Origin of the sequence: Paucibacter hankyongi (assembly GCF_037482915.1) — a bacterium.
Taxonomy (GTDB): Bacteria; Pseudomonadota; Gammaproteobacteria; order Burkholderiales; family Burkholderiaceae_C; genus Paucibacter_A; species Paucibacter_A hankyongi.
The window spans coordinates 19,616-37,467 of sequence record NZ_JBBHJX010000027.1 but is presented as its reverse complement, the minus strand read 5'-3'; the positions used below and the strand labels follow the sequence as shown (position 1 = coordinate 37,467).

Genomic DNA, 17,852 nt, shown 5'->3' with positions numbered 1-17,852 from the left:
GCGCCCAGCCGTCCTACTCCGGCAGGATTGGTCGTTGAGTAAGAGCAAACGCCGAGGGCGTCGGGTGTACGGTGAAGCGAAGTAAAGGGGGAGGATCTGGCGCAGCCAGATCCGGAGGACATGAGCGGAACCGTGCACCCGATGCCCTTGGCAAGAGGCACCCCAAAGATCGCTGAATGCACGATCCAGCTTCGGAATCAATTTCCAAGCGCGGAAACAAAAATGGCCGGCACCTTTCGGCACCGGCCCTCATTCAAGCAAAGCGCTGAGGCTTTAGCTGCGCTGCATATTCGCCTTCAGCACGGCGCTCAGCATGTCCAGACTCTCAGCCAAATGAGCGCGAGTTTCGACGCTCAGTCCGCCCTTGGCCGAAGCGCTGCGCAGATCCGACTGCAGCTGCACCGCATGGAAGCGCACCATGGCGTAGGCATCGGCCAGCAAGCCAGGGCCATTACCGCGAGTCAGCACGCCTTGCAAACGCTTCAGATGCTCGCGCTGCAGATTGCGGCGCATCGCGTCGATCTCGCCGCCGGTCTTGAGCTCGCTCCAGACCGCGCCGTTCAGCGTGCCATAGACCTCAGACAGCGACACCAGACCCTTGCGGTCCTTTTCGCTGACATAGGCCGGCATATCGATCAAACGACGCGCGGTGTTGCCCGACATCAAACGATCCAAGACCGTGGTTTGCACCGCAGACACAGCAGCCGGAATCGACAGCTGGGCGCCGCGATCCCACTCGTTGTAGTCCAGCGTTTGCGAGGCCAGGAACTCGGGGCGGAAGCGGAAGGAGTTGGCCGACAAAAGACCGGTCGAGATGAACTTCAGCGCTTCGCGCTGACGAACAGGTTCGACGGCCTTGAAAGCTGGGCGGTTGGTGGTGCCCGGGATGTCGCGCACCGCATGCATGCCGCCGACGTACTTGCCTGCCAGCTCAGCCGAACGCACCAGCTGACGGAAGCTCTCCACGATGGAGCGACGCTGACGCAGCGGATCGGTGCCCGGCTCGGGCTTGCGGTCTTGCGCACGGGCCCAGACCTCTTGGCTCAAGGCCAGACGGCGCTTGAAGTAGGCCAGTGGGTCGTCACCCAAGTCGAAGCGGTTGCTGTCCGGGTCGAAACCGTCGTAGGGGCCACCCACACCGGCGTCGATATCGTCGGCATAAGCCAGCTGCGGCTCGGTGCTGCGCGCAGCGATCTTGGCCAACTCTGCGGCTTCGGTTTCAGGCGCCAGCGGCTTGTAGGCGTACTCAATCGCCCAGTAGTCATACGCACCCAGCACGGTGTTGGTGTAGCTGCCTTGCGGCTCGCCCTTCAGCGCCAGGTTGTAGGCGTTGTAGTCCATCACCGAATTGGAGATGCCGTACTTCTCGGTGTAAGTCTTGTCAGCCAACTGCTTTTGCGTGACCGAGGTCGAGGCCTTGAAGTTGTGCTTCAAGCCCAGGGTGTGACCCACTTCGTGCGCAATCACGTCCTTGATGACGGCCTGCACAAAGGCTTCGGCCTCTGGGCTGTCAGGCTCGATATCGCCGCGACCTTCCAGCACGTCCAAGGCAAAGCCCATTTCGGAGGCGGCTTCGTGGGCATAGTTGCAATAGGCGGCGCCGTCGCGGCTGTGGCGATTCAAGGGCGACAAATTGCCCTGCGACAGCGCTGCGGACTGCGCGCTGAGCGAGGCGCCCAAATCGTTGACGATCATGCGGCGCGAACCGCGGGCGAACACATCGCTCATGCCGATGTCGGCGTCGAGGATTTCACCGGTGCGCGGGTCGCTATGGCTGGGGCCAATGGCGAAGCCCACGTCGGAGCCAACAAACCAACGGATCGAGGCATGGCCCGAATCCATATTGTCCCAATCGGCGTCATCCGGTTGCTGCTTGGCCACCACCGCGTTCTTGAAGCCGATCTTCTCGAAAGCCTTGTTCCACTCCAGAATGCCGGCCGCCACCGAAGCGCGGTACTTCTCAGGAATGTTCTTGTCCATCCAGTAGGTGATGGGCTTGATCGGCTCGCTCAATGCCGCTGCGGCATCTTGCTTCTCCAAGCGCCAGCGCTTGATCAGATGCACCCGCACATTGGCCTTTTGATCATCACCAAAGTCCGAGTAGGACTCCATGAAATGACCCAGGCGCGGGTCCAGTTGACGGGTGGCCATCGGCAGGTCCGGCAGGGCCTGGAAGTTGTAGACGAAGCTGAAGAACATGCTGCGTGCATCCGGCAGCACCTGCGGTGGGGTTGGCACCGGCACCGGCGGCGCCACCAGCGGCGGCGCGGGGATGCGCGGCGTGGCGAAGTGCACGCGGGCCGTCAGAGTGCTGAGCTTGTCGTCGGCGCGGGCGGCTTCAAACGAAGAGTTGGCGCGGTCTGGCGCGTAAGGCAGGCGATAGACCGCCTCCAGTCGCGTGGACAGGCCGGGGATGTCGTTCAAGAACATGCCGGCATCGACCAGCACCGACTTGCGCTCGGGATGCTCGGCGCTGGCCACAGGGCCGGCTGCCAACAAGCTGGGCGAGAAGGCCTGCTCCACCGCGCGCTTGCCGCCGCCTTCCCCGCGGAACGCCGTGTTCAAAGCGACCAGCTGAATCTGATTGCCAACGCGTCGCCATTCGACCATTTGGTCCGCCACCATCTGGCTGGCGTAGAGGCCGCGCTCACCGACCGAGCTGGCGATATTGACGGTGAACAAGAAGGGCTTGCCGATCAGGGCCTTGGGCACTTCCAGCCAGACCTTGTCATCCTTGCGCCAGATCGGGAACAAGCCGGCTTGCACCTTGGCGTCCTTGCTGACTTCAGCAAAAGGCTTGGGCGCGGTCGGATCGGCCGGTGGCTTGGGCGCGGCGGCGGCCGAAGCGGCGTTGGCCGGGGCGGCCGCTGGCTTGGCAGCAGACACTGCGCTCGCGGTGGCTGCTGCGGCGGGGGCGGCAGGCGAGGCAGTAGCCGCAGCTGCGGCTGGAGCGGCACCTTCGGGCGTCGTCGTCGCACAAGCGCTCAACAGAGACACGGCAGCGGCCACGGCCGACAAACTCAGGCGGCGTTGGCCGGCCGGGGAAACAAAGGTCAAACTCATTCAGACCATCCTGGGGCTGTTGAACGGATCGGAAGGGCGAACGCGGATGACGCGTCGTCCGAAAAAACGTCCGGTCGGCGGCACAGGGCGGGTGGCCCAGGCTGCCAACGGGACGAACAAATCATAAAGCCGGCAACTGTGACCGCGCGCGCGAAACCCGTCAATGCGAAGACCGGCGTTTCAGACCCTGAACACCGTGTTTCGTCGCAAGTCTTCACAGCAGCCAGGGTTAACACCAGGGCTAGACTGTGGCCCATGAGTTCCATCCAAGCCAGCACCACCACTCACCTGCTCTATCTGCACGGTTTTCGCTCTTCGCCCCGCTCTGCCAAGGCCCAGCGCATGAACGCTTGGGTGGCACAGCACCGCCCCGACTTGGTGTTTGCCTGCCCGCAACTGCCGCCCTCGCCGGCCGAGGCGATGGACTTGCTGGACACGCTCACCCGCGACTGGCCGCGCGAAACCAGCGCCTTGATGGGCAGTTCGCTGGGCGGCTTCTACGCCACCGTGCTGGCCGAGTGGCCACGCTTCCAACAAAGCCGCGCGGTGCTGCTGAACCCGGCCGTTGACCCGGCCCGCGATCTCGAGAAACACATTGGCGAACAAAGCTGCTGGCAAGACCCACAAGACCGTTTCTTCTTTCGTGCCGAATTCATCGAGCAACTGCGCCAGATTCGAGTCCCCAGCAGCAGCACCCCGGAGCGCCTGCTGGCCGTGGTGGCCAAGGGCGATGAGGTGCTGGACTGGCGCGAAATGCAAGCCCGCTACCAAGCCGGCCGCATCTTGCTGCTGGAAGGCAGCGACCACGGTCTGAGCGACTTCGAGGACTATCTGGCCGATCTCTGCCAGTTCCTGCGGCTCTGAGGAGCTCGGCATTCGCCGCTTTGGCCGCATTGGCCGCTTTTTTTTGCCACTTTGATCTCGCGCAAACCCCGCGCAAATGCCAGCGCAAGCCGACCCTGCCGTCATGTGACTGACATGCATTGATCTCATGCTCCAAGGCATGGCGTCGACCCCGGCTCTTGCTCGCGAGAGCCCGCCTGGCGCTTCACCCCACCTGGAGCCTGATCGCATGAATGCACCCGATCTCTTGCGCAGCGACTGGATGCGCAACCGCACCTATGAGGAGTTAGCGCTGGGCCAAAGCGCGCGACTGGTGCGCACCCTCCAGCCTTCTGACATTCAAGCCTTTGCCTTGGTGTCGGGCGATGTGAACCCCGCCCATCTGGACGCCGAGTACGCCGAAGGCACGCGCTTTCATGGCGTGATTGCGCATGGCATGTGGGGGGCGGCCTTGATCTCCTCGGTCTTGGGCAATGAGTTCCCTGGGCCCGGCACCATCTATATGGAGCAAACGCTGCGCTTTGCGCGGCCGGTGCATGTGGGCGACACCTTGACCATTGTGCTGACGGTGATGGAAAAGCTCGACGACTCGGGCGTGGTCAAGCTCAGCTGCGAAGCGAGCAACCAAAAAGGCCAAACCGTCATCAGCGGCATGGCCACGGTGCTGGCGCCGCGCAACAAGATCGAGCGGCCGCGTCCGGCCTTGCCGGTGATGCAGTTGTTCGACGCCGAAGCCCGAATGGACGCTTGGCTGAGCCAAATCAAGCTACCGGCGCCACTGCCCTGCGCCGTGGTCCACCCCTGCAATGCGGAGGCCCTGAGTGCCGCCCTGATGGCCCAGGCTCGAGGCCTGATCGAACCGATCTTGCTCGGCCCCGAAACCCGCATTCGAGCCCTCGCCGAACAACTGGGCCTGGACCTGCACGCTTGCCGCTTCATGCCCACGCCGCACAGCCACGCCGCCGCCGAGCAGGGCTGCGCCATGGCAACGCACGGCGAACTGGCGCTGCTGATGCAAGGCAGCTTGTCGAGCGAAGAGTTGCTGCAAGCTTTGCAGGCCTCGCCGCTCATGCCAGATGGCCAGCGCTTGGCGCAGATTCAACGTTTTGACATCCCCACCTACAGCAAGCCGCTTTTCATCGCTGATGTCGGCATCAATCTGCATCCCGAGCTCGAAGCCAAGGCCGACATCCTGCGCCACGCCATCAGCCTCGCCCATGCGACCGGCTTGGCGCTGCCCAAGGTGGCGGTCTTGTCGGCCGTGGAGTCCGTGTCCGAACGCATCGCCTCCACCATGGACGCCGCAGCCCTCTGCAAAATGGCTCAGCGGGGCCAGATCGAAGGCGCCCTGCTGGACGGGCCGCTGGCCTTTGACAATGCGATCAATCCTGAGGCCGCCCGGCTGCACGGCATGAACTCAGCCGTGGCCGGCGACGCGGACATCTTGCTGGTGCCAGATCTGGAGTCCGGCAGCCTCTTGGGCAAATTGCTGGAATACATGGCCGGCGCTGTCAGTTGCAGCGTGCTGCTCGGCGCGGCGCTGCCGGTGGCCATGAATGGCCGCAGCGACAGCGCTCAAGCACGGCTGGGCTCGCTCGCACTGGCCGCCCTGGCAGCGAGTCAAAGCTAGTCCAGGCGAATCACCTGATCGCCAGCCTCGGCCTGGCAACTCTGGGCAAGTGCCGGCCCCCAGCCGCGCCTCACCAGCACCTGCTGCTGGGTGTGGCAAAACTCGATGCGTTGCGCGCCCGGAATGGCGGTCTGAACAAAGGCTTCGATGGCCGCCGGCATGCTGACGCGATAGCGGCCGGCCTGCAGATCGGTGCTGGGGTGATCATCGTTATGCACCCAAGGAATCGCCGCCGCTGCCGCCCAAAGCAAGGGCTGAAAGCCCAGATCGAAAGTGGCCGGCTGGTAGGCCTGGGCCTGCAACCAGGCCTGAGCCTGCGCTCGCAAATCCTGCGTCGCCTGCCCGTCCCCTTCAACTGAGCCGGCCAAGCCTCCAAAGACGCTGGCCATCAACTCCAGCACCCATTGATTGCAGTTCTGATAACGGGTGCTGAAGGCATAGGCATTGGCGCTGTAGTCGCGGGCCAGCACGCTCAGCGCATGCCGGCGGTCCAGGGCCGCCCGCTCGATTTGGGCCGACTGCGGCTGCGGCAAGAGCAACACCGACAAGAAAGCCACTTCTTTGGAATTGGCCCCCAAGAGAAAGCCCGACAGGCCCTGGTCATACAGACGCGGCAGGGCCTGATCGCAGGCGTAGTAAAGCTGCCGCACCGACCAAGCCGTGTTCTCGCTCGCCTTCAGGGCAAAGCCGGCGTGCGAGTAGCGCATGCCAAAACGCCCCAGCTCCGTGCCGGCCCGCGCCACCAAGGCCACGCCATGGCCGCTGCGATCCAGCTCGTTTTTGACTACCGAGGCAAATCTCAGCAATTTGTCTTGCTGACCCGCATCGAGCTGCGGCGGCTGCTCACAAAAGCGCAGCCCTCCTGCCAGGGCCGCAGCGCCCCCCCCGCTCAGCAGCAGCGCCAGCGCGGCCCGCGCCGCCTGAACAAGAACGCTCACTCAGAGCACAAGGCTCTGGCTGTTCAACTCGCGGTACCACTCGTCGGTCAAGACCAGGAAGAAGGCTTGCTTGGTCTTGTGGTCGGCAAACTCCAGGCCGTAAGCGTGTTCGCGTGCAGTGACCATCTGGCCGGTGCTCAGGCCGCTCTTCTCAAAAGTCTTCTGGGGCAGAACCAAGAAGGCCTGTTCTTGCCCTTGCCCTTGCGCGTTTGCAGCTTGCAACTGCAAGCGCACCATGCCGGCTTGGTCGGGCACCGCGGCCACATCGATGATGCGGTAGTCGCCCGCCGAAGCGGTCTTCTCATTGCTGGACGAAGCGCTGGATTGCTGCGAAGACTTGGAGCCACTGCTGGCGGCACTGCTGGCGCCCTCGGCAGCCGACGAAGCGGTCGAGCTGGCAGCACCCGCTGGATTGGCCGTTAGGGCCAAAAGACTCAGGCACAGGCTGGCAGCAGCCGATTGCACCTGCAAGGCGTTCAAGGTGATACGAGACTTCTTCATCGTCAGGCCTTCTTCATGGGTGGATTGAGCGGCGGCAATGGTAGCAAGCCGGCAAGACACCCAGGTTTCAAAGCGCCAGAACTTGCTCCGCCTTACTCTGGGCCGGCGCCGGGTCCAAGCGCAGCTGCTCCAGCTCTGCCAACAGGCCCGGCGGGCAGCACCACTCGGTTTGCACCTGCCCGGCGTAGACACAGGACTCGTTGCCATCCAGGCTGATCCAGTCGCCTTCGCGCAAGCAAACGTCGCCGAAGCGGACCTCGCGCGCGGCTTCGTCCAGCACCATGCCCTCGCAAGCGAGCAGGCAGACCTTGCCCATCTGCCGCGCCACCACGGCGGCATGCGAGGTGCGGGCGCCGTTTTGGGTCAAGAGACCGAGCGTGAGCGCTAAGGCAGCACTGTCGGCCGTCTCGGCATCACGCCGCAACAAGACGGCCGGCTGACCGGCCGCCTGGGCCGCCAGCGCAGCGGCTTCGTCCATCACGATGCGACCCGTCACCACCCCGCTGTTGGCCGCCTGGGCTTGCGCCAGCGCCTGCACCGCCTGCCCATCGGCGGCGATCACCCGGCTGATCTGCAGGGCCTCGGCGTCCAGGCCCGCGCAGCGTTGCCGGGCCGTCGCTTGATCAATCACGCCCTCGCGCCACAGATCCAGCGCAATGCGGGCCTTGGCCTGTGGGCTGCGTTTGCCGTCGCGCGTTTGCAGCAGGTACAAGCGCCCATCCTGCACGGTGAACTCAAAGTCCTGCATCTCGCCCATCTGGCGCTCCAAGCGCGCGCAAGCTTCGCGCAACTCGTCCCAGACCTGGGGCAAGACCTGCTGCAACTGCTCATGCCCCTGGGCGCTGCGGCGGCCCGAGACCACGTCTTCGCCTTGGGCATTGAACAAGAAGTCCACCCACAAACCAGGCGCGCCGCTGAGCGGGTCGCGGGTGAAGCCGACCCCTGCCCCCGAGCGTGCGCCGGCATTGCCAAACACCATGGCTTGCACGGTCACGGCCGTGCCAATCGCATCGGCAACACCATGCGCGGCTCGGTAACTGCTTGCCTTGGCGGATTGCCAGGATGCAAAGACGGCCGCAATCGCCTGCTGCAACTGGGCCTGCGGTGATTGCGGAAAGTCGCAGCCGGCGGCTTGGCGGTAGAGCTGCAAAAAGCGCTGCGTCAAGCTGCGCAGTTCGGCAAAGTCGAGCTGACGCTCGTCCCGGCCGGCGCACAGCCGCTGCAGCTCGTCTTCGAACAGGTGGGCAGGCAGGCCGGCCACCACTTCCGCAAAGCTGGCGATCAGACGGCGATAAGCATCCCAAGCCAGCCGAGGATTGCCGGTCTGGCGAATCAGACCCTGCACCGTGGCATCGTTCAGGCCGATATTGAGCAGGGTTTCCATCATGCCGGGCATGGACACCGGCGCGCCGGAGCGCACCGACAGCAGCAAAGGCCGGGCCGCATGGCCGAAGCGCAGGCCCGCACTGGCTGCCTCCAAAGCCTGCAGCGCGTTCGCCCAAAGCTCAGGGTTCGCCGCTTGGCTGCGCGTCTGGGCATTGGCGCAGAACTGCGTGCCCAAGACAAAGGCCGGCGGCACCGGCAGACCCATCTGCGCCATGCGCAGCAGATTGAAGGCCTTGAAGCCCAGGCGCTGCGGGCTGGCCTGAGCCAGCGCTGTTTGGCCGGCGCAGCCCAAGAGGAAGAGCTCGGGGTGCATAGTGGCTGTGGGGTTTGGGTTCATGCGCCCACCTCCGTCTTGCTGAACACCAGCTCGCGCATGGCATAGGCGGCATTGAGTAGGCGGTCCGAGGCCAACTCCAGCTGATTGGCCAGATCGTTGACCAACATCAGCGCGGCGGCATTCGACAACTCGGCCGCCATGCAGCGCTTGGCCGCCCGCAGCAGCTCGTCGCATTGGCGCTCGGCACGCAAGACCTGCCAGGTGGCGGCCACAAACTCATCATGTTCGGCGGCCTCGCTGGCCGCATTCAGGCCGCGCGCCACGGCGACTGCTTTGACTTGCTCTTGTGTCGCATGCAGCACCGCCTGTGCCAGCTGCGACAGCAAGTCGCGCAATTCGCGGTTCCAACCCTGGTGATGATGATCGGCAATCAGGCTCAGCAAAAAGGCGCATTCTTCCAGCGCATCGGCCGCATCGTCCGCTGTTTGCAAGAGGCCTGCGAACGGCGCCCAGCGCGGCTGGCGGCGTGCGCGCTCGCGCGCCTGCATGACCAGATGGTCGGCCTGGCGCTCCCAGGTCTTGGCGCGCTGAGCCAGCTTGGCGGCAGCTTCTTTGTCATGCTCCCAGCCATGCGCCAAGGCCTGGCTGATGCCCTCGGCCAGGGTCTGGCAATAGGCGGCGTGCTCGGCCAAGAGGTCAAACTCGGGAGCACGCTGTTGCAACTGCCGCGCCAGCAGCAAGCGGGCTTCATCGGCCACCAGGGCGCTGGGTTGGTTTTGTAGCAAGGCGTGAGAAGCCAGGCGCAGCACCTCGATCAAAAAGGCCTGCGCGCCGCTCTCGCCCAAGACCTCGTCGAGCCGGTCGCCAATGCGAAAGGCATCGGCCCCCAGCGCCTGCATGGCTTCGAACAACATTCGCTCGCCGCCCGCCTTCAGCCAGGCCATATGGCCCACTTCAAGCCGAGCCGCCTCGGCCAGCACCGCAATCGCCTCGCGCTTGCCGACAAAGTTCAGCAGCCGTTTGCGGGCCCGGTTCCAGTCGATCAAGAAGACGATGCGCGAAGCCACGCCCTCCAACATCCACAAGAGCTGGGCTTCGTCCTCCGCCTCAAAGCGAGCGCTGCCCAGCTGATAGGCCTCGCCCTGGTTCAGCCTCGCCGAGACGCGCGCCTCGGGCACGGACCATTGCGCGCCATAGGCGGCCAGCTGCGCCTGAAAAAACTCGAAGCGGGTTTTGTGCAGGTCGGAGTAGGTCAGGCTGATGCTCAAACCTTGCACCTGCAGCACCAGCACATGCGCATCATTGGTGCCGATATCGTTTTGGATCAGCAAGCGCTCGCCATCGCGGGTGGCGGCCGTGTCCAAGCCGGGGTGGTCAAACTTCAAAGGCGCGGTGCGCTGCAGGCCGCGCATAAAGGCGGCCACGCGGGGCCGGTCGATATCCTCAAGGGCCCAGACATGGGCACCGTCGATCAGCTCGCTGGCCAGGCTGGCGGCCAGCTGATTGAGCTGCTTGTGCAGATCCATCACCAAGAGGTGCAAGCTATCGTCCGCAGCCTCGCCATGCTTGGCGCGGTGGCCATGGCTCAGGCTGCGCAGCAAAGCCGGGCTGAGCACCTCGTCTTGCACAGCCTCCAGGCGCGCAGTCCAGTGCGCCACCCGCTCGCGCGTGGCTTTATCTGTCTCGGTTTGCAGCAAGGGCCGCGCCATCAAGGCCAGGTCTTCGGCCAGTTGCGCGGCCAAGCGCGGCAGCTCTGGCAAGAGCACGTCTTCGCCCTCGCGGCTGGCCTGGGCCGGCATCTCGCGCAGCCAGGCGGCGTCCAGGCTGGCTGCGGCCATCTCGTGGCGCAAATCCGGCAAAGCCTCTTTCGGCGCCATGGCATGGTTGGCGGCGGCTTGCAAGACCGTCAGGCACAGCTTCAATCGATCATTGGCCAGCAAGGCGGTTTTGACCCAGGCGGGCAAGAGCAGGCTGTGCTGACCCAGGGAAGCAACGGCATCGGACTTTTGCATGATGGTGGCCGGAACAAAACGGCTCGCAATAAAGGGCCTGGCCAGTATGTTCAGCGCCGCGTGACAAGGGCGTTACAGCCGCTTGAATACGGCCTTAGCAAACCATCTGCCTGCAAAGCCCTTGATCTGGCGCAAATCGCAAAATTCCGGTCAAAAAAAAGCCGGAGCCTCGTTGAGAGGACCCGGCTTGAGTTGCGAACCTGAAGGCCTGTGGCCGTCAGGTCACGGGATCAGCGCTTGGGCGCAAACGCAGCATCACCAAACTGCCAGAGGAAGAAGCTCCACACATCGGCGGTTTCGTCCAGGCGCTGCGCCACGCTGGAGCCCATGCCATGGCCGGCGTCAAAGTCCACGCGCAGGATCACCGGGCGGGTCTTGAAGCTGCCGGGGTTGGCGGCTTGCATGCGAGCGGCAAGTTTCGACGGGATCCAGGCCTCCACACGCGGGTCGTTGGCGCCGGTGGTGACGATCACGGCCGGATAGTTCTGGCCATCCTTGACGCGGTGGTAAGGGCTGATCGCATACATGCTCTTGAAGTGCGCCGGGTTGGTGACCGTGCCGAACTCGGCAATATTCGGTGCGCCATTCAGCGTCAACTCCATGCGCAACATATCGGACAGGCCCACCGCGCTTTGCGCCGCGGCAAACAGATCGGGTCGCTGCGTGACCGCGCCGCCGATGGTGATGCCGCCGGCGCTGCCGCCGGTGCCGGCCAGGGTGGCAGGCGAGGTGTATTTGTTGGCAATCAGCCATTCAGCGCAGGCAATGAAGTCCGACACCGTGTTTTGCTTGGTGGCGATATAACCGCCGCGGTGCCACTCTTCACCCAACTCACCGCCGCCGCGCACATGGCAGACCGCTTGCACGCCGCCGCGCTCCAGCCAGGCCAAACGGGTGGCCGCAAAGCGCGGCTCTTGGGTAATGCCGTAAGCGCCGTAAGCGCTCAAGACGGTGGGGCGTTTGCCGTCCAGCGCCACGCCCTTGGGCGCAACGATGGACAAAGGCACCATCACACCGTCGTGGCTCTTGACCATGACGCGGCGTGCCTCGACGCCCGAGGCATCGACAGCCAGGGTCTTTTGAATGTCCAACTTGCGAGCCGGGGCATCCAGTTTACCGCCGGCTTGCAACAAGAGGCTTTGCGGCGCTTGGGTCCAGCCTTCCAGCAAGACCAACAACTCGCCGCCCTTCAGCGGGCTCACATTGCGCAGCGTGCCTTCAAACGGCAGGGCCACGGTGCCGACTTGGGTCGACTTGCCATGCGCATGCGCCACGCGCCAGAGCTTGCTGACGCCCGCATCCAGTGACTTCACATACACCGCATCTTCAGCGGGCATCAGCTCTTGCAACACGCTCTCGCCAGCGGCCATCGCGGTCTTGAAGGCCGGCTTGGCGGTCTTCAGGTCCAGGCTCAACAGATCGCGGCGCGAGGCCTTCTTCTGGCTCAGCGCATAGACGGTGCTGCCGGCCAGCGCAGCGCGGGTGATCTTGTCATTGGACGAGATGATCTGGCGCCAAGCCGCTTGACCGCCCAGCTTTTGCACCTGGTCCAGGCTGGCCACCCAGTAGGAGCGCTCGGCCGCGTCGCCGTGCAAGACCTCGGCCAGCACCCAGGGCGAGCCCTTGCTGACATGCACATGGAAGAGATCGGGCACCTCGAACTTGATCTTCTTGCTGGCTTCCCAACCGAACACCGCCACATCCTTGGCCGGGTCCTGGCCGAGCTTGTGCAAGAACAAGGCGCTCTTGTTGTAGCGCTCCTCGACCGGGTGGCGGTTGTAAATAAAGCCGCTGCCATCGGGCAACCAAGCCATGCCGCCTTCGTTCAAGCCGGTGCGGTCAATGGTGTCGGGCAAGAATTTGCCGGTGGCGGTGTCCAGCACGCGCAGCACGCTGTTCTCGGAACCGCCCTTGGACAGGCCAATCGCCATCAGCTTGCCGTCTGGCGACACGCTGTTCCAGTCGATCGCATGCTTGCCCGGCTCGCCCGGCAGATTGTTCGGGTCCAGCAACTCGCGCTCGGCGCCTTCCAGGCCCTCGCGAATCCACAGGCTGGCCTGATTCTGGCCGGGCTTGCGTTTGAAATAGAACAGACGGCCGGCCACCATCTCATAGCCGCCGGTGCTCTCGCCCGCATCGGCCAGGGCGCCCAAGCGTGCGCGCAAAGCGGCACGGCCCGGCAACTCGGCCAGCACGCCAGCGGCGTAGTCCGCCTGAGTGCGCATCCAGGCCTGCATCTCGGGGGACTTTTGATCCTCCATCCAGCGGTAGGGGTCGACCACCGAGGTGCCGTGATAGACATCGGTGACAGGCTTGGCCGGCGTGGCGGGGTATGGGCTTTGCGCTTGCGCAGCAAACGAAGCGCAAAGGGCGGCAACAAGGGCGGACTGGATGAGGATGCTGGGTTTCATTTTGGGCCTGTCGTTCAGAACTGACTTCCGCGGTAGCGGCGAATTCGAAGCGAAGCAGTGTACGCACGACGAGGGCCGGGTCTGAAAGTGACCCCGGCGCTATCATCCGGCCGCCTCGCCGAGCCGACCATGAAGAACAAGCTACACACTCGCAAACACCAACTGCTTTTGCGCAGCCTTGCCCTTTCACTGACCCTGAGCCCTTTGGCCCAAGTTGACGCCGCGAGCGGCACGCCAGACTTTCAGCTGAAGCCCAAGCGCATCGACCAAGTCTTCTCCGAGTTCAGGGCGCAAAGCCCCGGTTGCGCCCTCGGCGTGTTCAGTCGCGGCAAGATGCTTTACGCCCGCGGCTACGGCCTGGCCGACCTTAACCATGGCGTGCGCATCCAGCCGAACACGGTGTTTGACATTGGCTCCACCTCCAAGCAGTTCACCGCGCTGGCCTTGCTGATGTTGGCCCGCGACGGCAAGCTGAGCCTTGACGATGACGTGCGGCGTTACTTGCCTGAGTTGCCCGACCTGGGCGTGACGATCAGCTTGCAGCAACTGCTGTGGCACACCGCCGGGCTGCGCGACTACAACGAGCTGATGCTGCTGGCCGGCCACAAAGAAGAAGACGTGACCGAAGATGCGGACGCCCTGCGCCTCTTGAGCGCCCAGCGCGGACTCAACTTCGCACCCGGCAGCCACTACAGCTACAGCAATAGCGGCTACTTTTTGGCCGCCTTGGTGGCCCAGCGGGTGAGCGGGCAAAGCCTGGACGCGCTGCTGCAGCAACTCGTTTTCAAGCCCCTGGGCATGGCCAGCACCCATGTCCGAACCGACCACACCCAGGTGGTGCCGCGCCGGGCCAGCGCCTATCGGCTGCAACAAGACCGCTATGTGATCAATATGGCGAACTGGAATCAGCCCGGCGACGGCGCGGTGCAGTCCACCGTGCAAGACCTGGCCCTGTGGGATGCCGAGTTAGATCAGCCCCGCGTGCTGCCACCCGATTTGCTGCGCACTTTGCAAACCCCCGGCCACTTGAGCAATGGCCAAGCGCTGGGTTATGCCAACGGGCTGGAGCGCGACCTTTACCGAGGTTTGACTCGAATTCAGCACGACGGTGCTTGGGCGGGCTACCGGGCCGTCTATATGCGATTCCCGGAACAGCGCCTTGGCCTGGCGCTGACCTGCAACAGCGCCGAGGCCGACCCGGTGGATTTGGCGGAACAGGTCGCTGATCTGGTGCTGGCTCGCCATTTGCAGCCCTTGCCGCCTGCCCCGCCAAGCGTGGCTTTGTCTCCATCCGCTGTCCAAGGCTTTGTGGGCCGTTACCTGGAAGAACAGGGCAGCGAAGTCTTGCACCTCACACTCGACGACAAAGGGCAGCTGCAATGGGACGCCTGTGATGCGATGCTCCCGCTGCAGGCCCTGAGCGCTGATCGAGTGCAAACCAGCAGCGGTCGCACCCGAATCACCCGCAGCGAAGAAGGACTGACGCTTCACAGAGCGGGCATCGAGCGCCCCCTTGTGTTTCGTCGACTCGCCAACTACCAGCCGGACGAAGCCAGATTGAAGGCTCTGGTGGGGCGCTACCAAAGCACCGAGCTGAATACTGAATGGGACTTGGTGCGGGACAGCGCCCAAGGATTGATCCTGCGCTCGCGCGGCTTGGCGGACCCCGTTTTGCAGGCCCTCAGCCCTGACCTCTTGCACGGCTTGAACTTCACGCTGCGCCTGCAGCGCGATGAGCAGGGCCACCTGCAAGGCTTTGTCTACGACAGTGATCAGGTGCGCGGCATCCGCTTCCAGCGCATGTGACGAGCCACCGCCCGGCGATCAGCGACAATGCCGCCCATATGTTTGCACTGTTCGATGAAGCCGGAAAATTTCTCGCCGGCCGCGTGATGTCTGAAGCCGATAGCTCGATGCAGGTCGAGTTGGAATCGGGCAAGCGCGTCAAGGTCAAGGCAGCCAATGTGCTGCTCAAGTTTGATAAACCCAGCCCGGCCGAATTGATCGCCGAGGGCCAGCGCTTAGCGCAAGAGATCGATCTGGATCTGGCCTGGGAGTTCGCGCCCGAGGCTGAGTTCGGCTTTGCCGACTTGGCCCGCGAGTATTTCGATGCCAAGGCCAGCGTTGCGCACCAAGTAGCCGCCCTGTTCCGCTGTTTTGAAGCGCCGCATTACTTCCGCCGCGCCGGCAAGGGCCAGTTCAAAAAGGCCTCCGAGGAAGTGGTCAAGGCCGCCCTGCTGGGCCTGGAGCGCAAGCGCCTGCAAGCGCTGCAGATCGAGGAGTGGGCGACCGAGCTGGTGGCCGGCCGCTGCCCAACGCCGATTGCCGACCAGATCTACAAGATTCTGTTCAAGCCCGACAAAAACGGCCCCGAGTACAAGGCCGTGGTGCTGGCCACCCAACGCTCGCACAAGGCGCCGCTGGACCTGCTGCAAGGCGCCGGCGCCATCACCAGCGCCTACCAGTTCCACTGGAAGCGCTTCCTGTTCGAGCAGTTCCCCAAGGGCGTGGGCTTCCCGGCCCTGAGCGCGCCGGAAATCAAGGACGAGTTGCCGCTCTCCAGCGTCAGCGCCTTCTCAATCGACGATTCGGCCACCACCGAGATCGACGATGCCTTGTCGGTGCAAGGCCTGGGCACGGGCGAAGTCATTTTTGGCATCCACATTGCCGCGCCGGGCCTGGCCTTCACGCCCGACTCGGCCATCGACAAGGTGGCACGCGAGCGCCTGTCCACCGTCTATATGCCGGGCTGGAAGCTGACCATGCTGCCGGACGAGGTGGTGCAGGCTTACACCCTGATCGAAGGCCGCGCCTGCCCGGCCGTGTCTTTGTATGTGACGCTGGACGAAGCCACGTTGGCGGTGAAGAGCAGCGAGACCAAGCTGGAGCGCGTGCCCATCACCGCCAATCTGCGCCACGACAAGCTGGACGAGGTGATCACCGCCGCCACGCTGACCGGCGAAGCGCCGGCCGACTACGCATTTGCGCCCGAGTTGGCCTTTGCCTTCCGCCTAGCCAACAGCTTAAAGGCGCAGCGCGAAGTGGTGCGCGGCAAGCCGGAGAACTTCAACCGGCCGGACTACAACTTCCGTCTCGACTCGAACGGCGAGCATGAGCCCAAGGGCGGCGAAATCGTCAGCATCAGCACCCGCCGCCGTGGCGCGCCGCTGGACTTGATCGTCGCCGAGGCCATGATTCTGGCCAACTCGACCTGGGGCGGCTGGCTCAATGACATGGGCCTGCCCGGCATCTACCGCAGCCAGGCCAGCATGGCGCCCGGCGTCAAGGTGCGCATGGGCACGCGCGCCCAGCCGCATGCCGGCCTGGGCGTGGCCCAGTACACCTGGTCGACCTCGCCCCTGCGTCGCTATGTGGACCTCGTGAACCAGTGGCAGATCATTGCCTGCGTACGCAATGGCCGTACTGCCGCCTTGGTGGCGCCATTCAAGCCCAAGGACGCCAATCTCTTCTCCATCATCTCGGGCTTTGATGCGGCTTATGCCGCTTACAACGGCTTCCAAAATGGCATCGAGCGTTTCTGGACGCTGCGCTATCTGGTGCAAAACCAGATCACCGAGCTGACCGCCACCGTCATGAAGGATGGTCTGGTGCGCGCCGACGAGCTGCCTCTGGTCTTCAAGGCCTTGGGCTGCGAGCCGCTTGCACGCGGCGCCCATGTGCGGGTCCGCATCACCGGCACCGACGAGATGACGTTGGATGTGCACGCCAACTTGATCGAGCGTCTGGATGAAGCCCTGCCTGCCGCGGCCGACGAAGACTCGGGCGAGGACGAGGAAGAAGGCGCAGGCCCGCTGACCCTGGCGCTGGACATGGCGCCGCTGGAAGAAGAGGCAGGCACCGCGCCCAACAGCCCCGAGGCGACCCCGACCTGACGATGGCCGGCAAGCTCTCCACCCTCCAACTCGCATTGATAGTTTCGCTGGGCGTTCACGGCGCCCTGCTGAGCTTGCGTGTGGTGGACCCGGAGCGCTTCAACCGCATCTTTCAGGACACGCCGCTGGAGGTGGTGCTGGTCAACACCCGCTCGGACGAGGCGCCGAGCAAGGCATTGGCGCTGGCTCAGGCCAATCTGGCCGGCGGCGGCGAGCAGGAAAGCGGCCGATCTACCTCGCCGCTGCCCCCCTCCAAATTACTGGAGGTCGGCGAAGCCAGCGAAACGCAACGCGCCCAGATCGCCCAGCTGCGCGAGCAAGAGCAGCAATTGCTGGCCCTGGTACGGCGCGAGCTGGCCGCAATGCCTATCCCCGACCCCAAGCGCGAGCGGGCCGAGACCGCGTCGCAAGATCAAGTCGAGCGGCGCCGCCAGTTGGTGCAGTTACTGGCCGAGATCGAAAAGCGCGTCAACGAACAAAGCGCCAGGCCGCGCAAAAAATATGTCAGCCCCGCCACTCGCGAGGTGGTCTACGCCCAGTATTACGATGCACTGCGGCGCCGGGTCGAAGCGCGCGGCACCCGCGATTTCCCTGAATACAAGGGCAAGAAGCTCTATGGCGAGTTGACGATGAATATCCACGTCAACCAGCGCGGCCGCGTCATTGAAACCGATATCGTCACTTCCTCGGGCAACCCGGTGCTGGACCGCCGGGCCGAGGCCATCGTGCGGGCCGCCGGGCCTTTTGGCACCTTCACCAACGCCATGCGCCAGGGCGCCGAGGTGCTGGTGATCACCTCGCGCTTCAGATTTACCCGCGAGGATGGGCTGGAAACCAGCATCAGCCCCAATTCCCCTTGAACGACTCATCAGCGTCCCCTTGAGATCCCTCCCGAGCG

The 17,852-nt window shown here is 64.3% G+C and carries 11 protein-coding genes; 5 read left to right on the top strand and 6 right to left on the bottom strand.

The window, feature by feature from the left end; all coding sequences use genetic code 11:
* Nucleotides 1–273: 273 nt before the first annotated feature.
* On the bottom strand, nucleotides 274–3,063 hold the full coding sequence (locus tag WG899_RS21865) for a zinc-dependent metalloprotease (protein ID WP_339597784.1): 2,790 nt from the start codon (nucleotides 3,061–3,063) through the stop codon (nucleotides 274–276).
* 255 nt (nucleotides 3,064–3,318) lie between these two features.
* Between WG899_RS21865 and WG899_RS21860 the strand changes: the two genes are divergently transcribed.
* Complete coding sequence (locus tag WG899_RS21860; protein WP_339597783.1) at nucleotides 3,319–3,927, top strand: YqiA/YcfP family alpha/beta fold hydrolase; 609 nt, start codon at nucleotides 3,319–3,321, stop codon at nucleotides 3,925–3,927.
* 208 nt (nucleotides 3,928–4,135) lie between these two features.
* Nucleotides 4,136–5,536, top strand: a complete 1,401-nt coding sequence (locus WG899_RS21855; protein ID WP_339597782.1) for a bifunctional enoyl-CoA hydratase/phosphate acetyltransferase — start codon at nucleotides 4,136–4,138, stop codon at nucleotides 5,534–5,536.
* Here the strand turns inward: WG899_RS21855 and WG899_RS21850 are convergent.
* The 5 genes from WG899_RS21850 to WG899_RS21830 all read right to left on the bottom strand — a co-directional run bounded on the left by WG899_RS21850 (nucleotide 5,533) and on the right by WG899_RS21830 (nucleotide 13,061).
* Complete coding sequence (locus WG899_RS21850; RefSeq protein ID WP_339597781.1) at nucleotides 5,533–6,474, bottom strand: DUF2145 domain-containing protein; 942 nt, start codon at nucleotides 6,472–6,474, stop codon at nucleotides 5,533–5,535. The genes WG899_RS21855 and WG899_RS21850 overlap by 4 nt on opposite strands.
* Nucleotides 6,475–6,975 carry a hypothetical protein gene (locus WG899_RS21845; protein WP_339597780.1) on the bottom strand — a complete coding sequence of 167 codons (501 nt, stop codon included), beginning with the start codon at nucleotides 6,973–6,975 and terminating at the stop codon, nucleotides 6,475–6,477.
* Nucleotides 6,976–7,042: 67 nt separating this feature from the next.
* Entirely contained in the window at nucleotides 7,043–8,698 is a 1,656-nt protein-coding gene (locus WG899_RS21840; protein WP_339597779.1) for a PEP/pyruvate-binding domain-containing protein, read from the bottom strand.
* The gene (locus WG899_RS21835) at nucleotides 8,695–10,650 is read right to left on the bottom strand and encodes a DUF47 family protein (RefSeq protein ID WP_339597778.1); all 1,956 of its coding nucleotides are present in this window, start codon (nucleotides 10,648–10,650) and stop codon (nucleotides 8,695–8,697) included. The genes WG899_RS21840 and WG899_RS21835 overlap by 4 nt, the downstream gene beginning before the upstream one ends.
* 230 nt (nucleotides 10,651–10,880) lie before the next feature.
* Nucleotides 10,881–13,061, bottom strand: coding sequence for a prolyl oligopeptidase family serine peptidase (locus WG899_RS21830; RefSeq protein WP_339597777.1), 2,181 nt, complete (start codon nucleotides 13,059–13,061; stop codon nucleotides 10,881–10,883).
* 129 nt (nucleotides 13,062–13,190) lie between these two features.
* Between WG899_RS21830 and WG899_RS21825 the strand changes: the two genes are divergently transcribed.
* The 3 genes from WG899_RS21825 to WG899_RS21815 are packed head-to-tail and all read left to right on the top strand — an operon-like array spanning nucleotide 13,191 to nucleotide 17,814.
* Complete coding sequence (locus WG899_RS21825) at nucleotides 13,191–14,867, top strand: serine hydrolase domain-containing protein (protein ID WP_339597776.1); 1,677 nt, start codon at nucleotides 13,191–13,193, stop codon at nucleotides 14,865–14,867.
* Nucleotides 14,868–14,905: 38 nt separating this feature from the next.
* A complete protein-coding gene (locus tag WG899_RS21820) occupies nucleotides 14,906–16,954 on the top strand; it encodes a ribonuclease catalytic domain-containing protein (protein WP_339597775.1) in 2,049 nt (682 codons plus the stop codon).
* A 2-nt stretch (nucleotides 16,955–16,956) separates the two neighbouring features.
* Nucleotides 16,957–17,814: a cell envelope integrity TolA family protein gene (locus WG899_RS21815; protein WP_339597774.1), complete on the top strand. Its 858-nt coding sequence runs from the start codon at nucleotides 16,957–16,959 to the stop codon at nucleotides 17,812–17,814.
* Nucleotides 17,815–17,852: the final 38 nt, after the last annotated feature.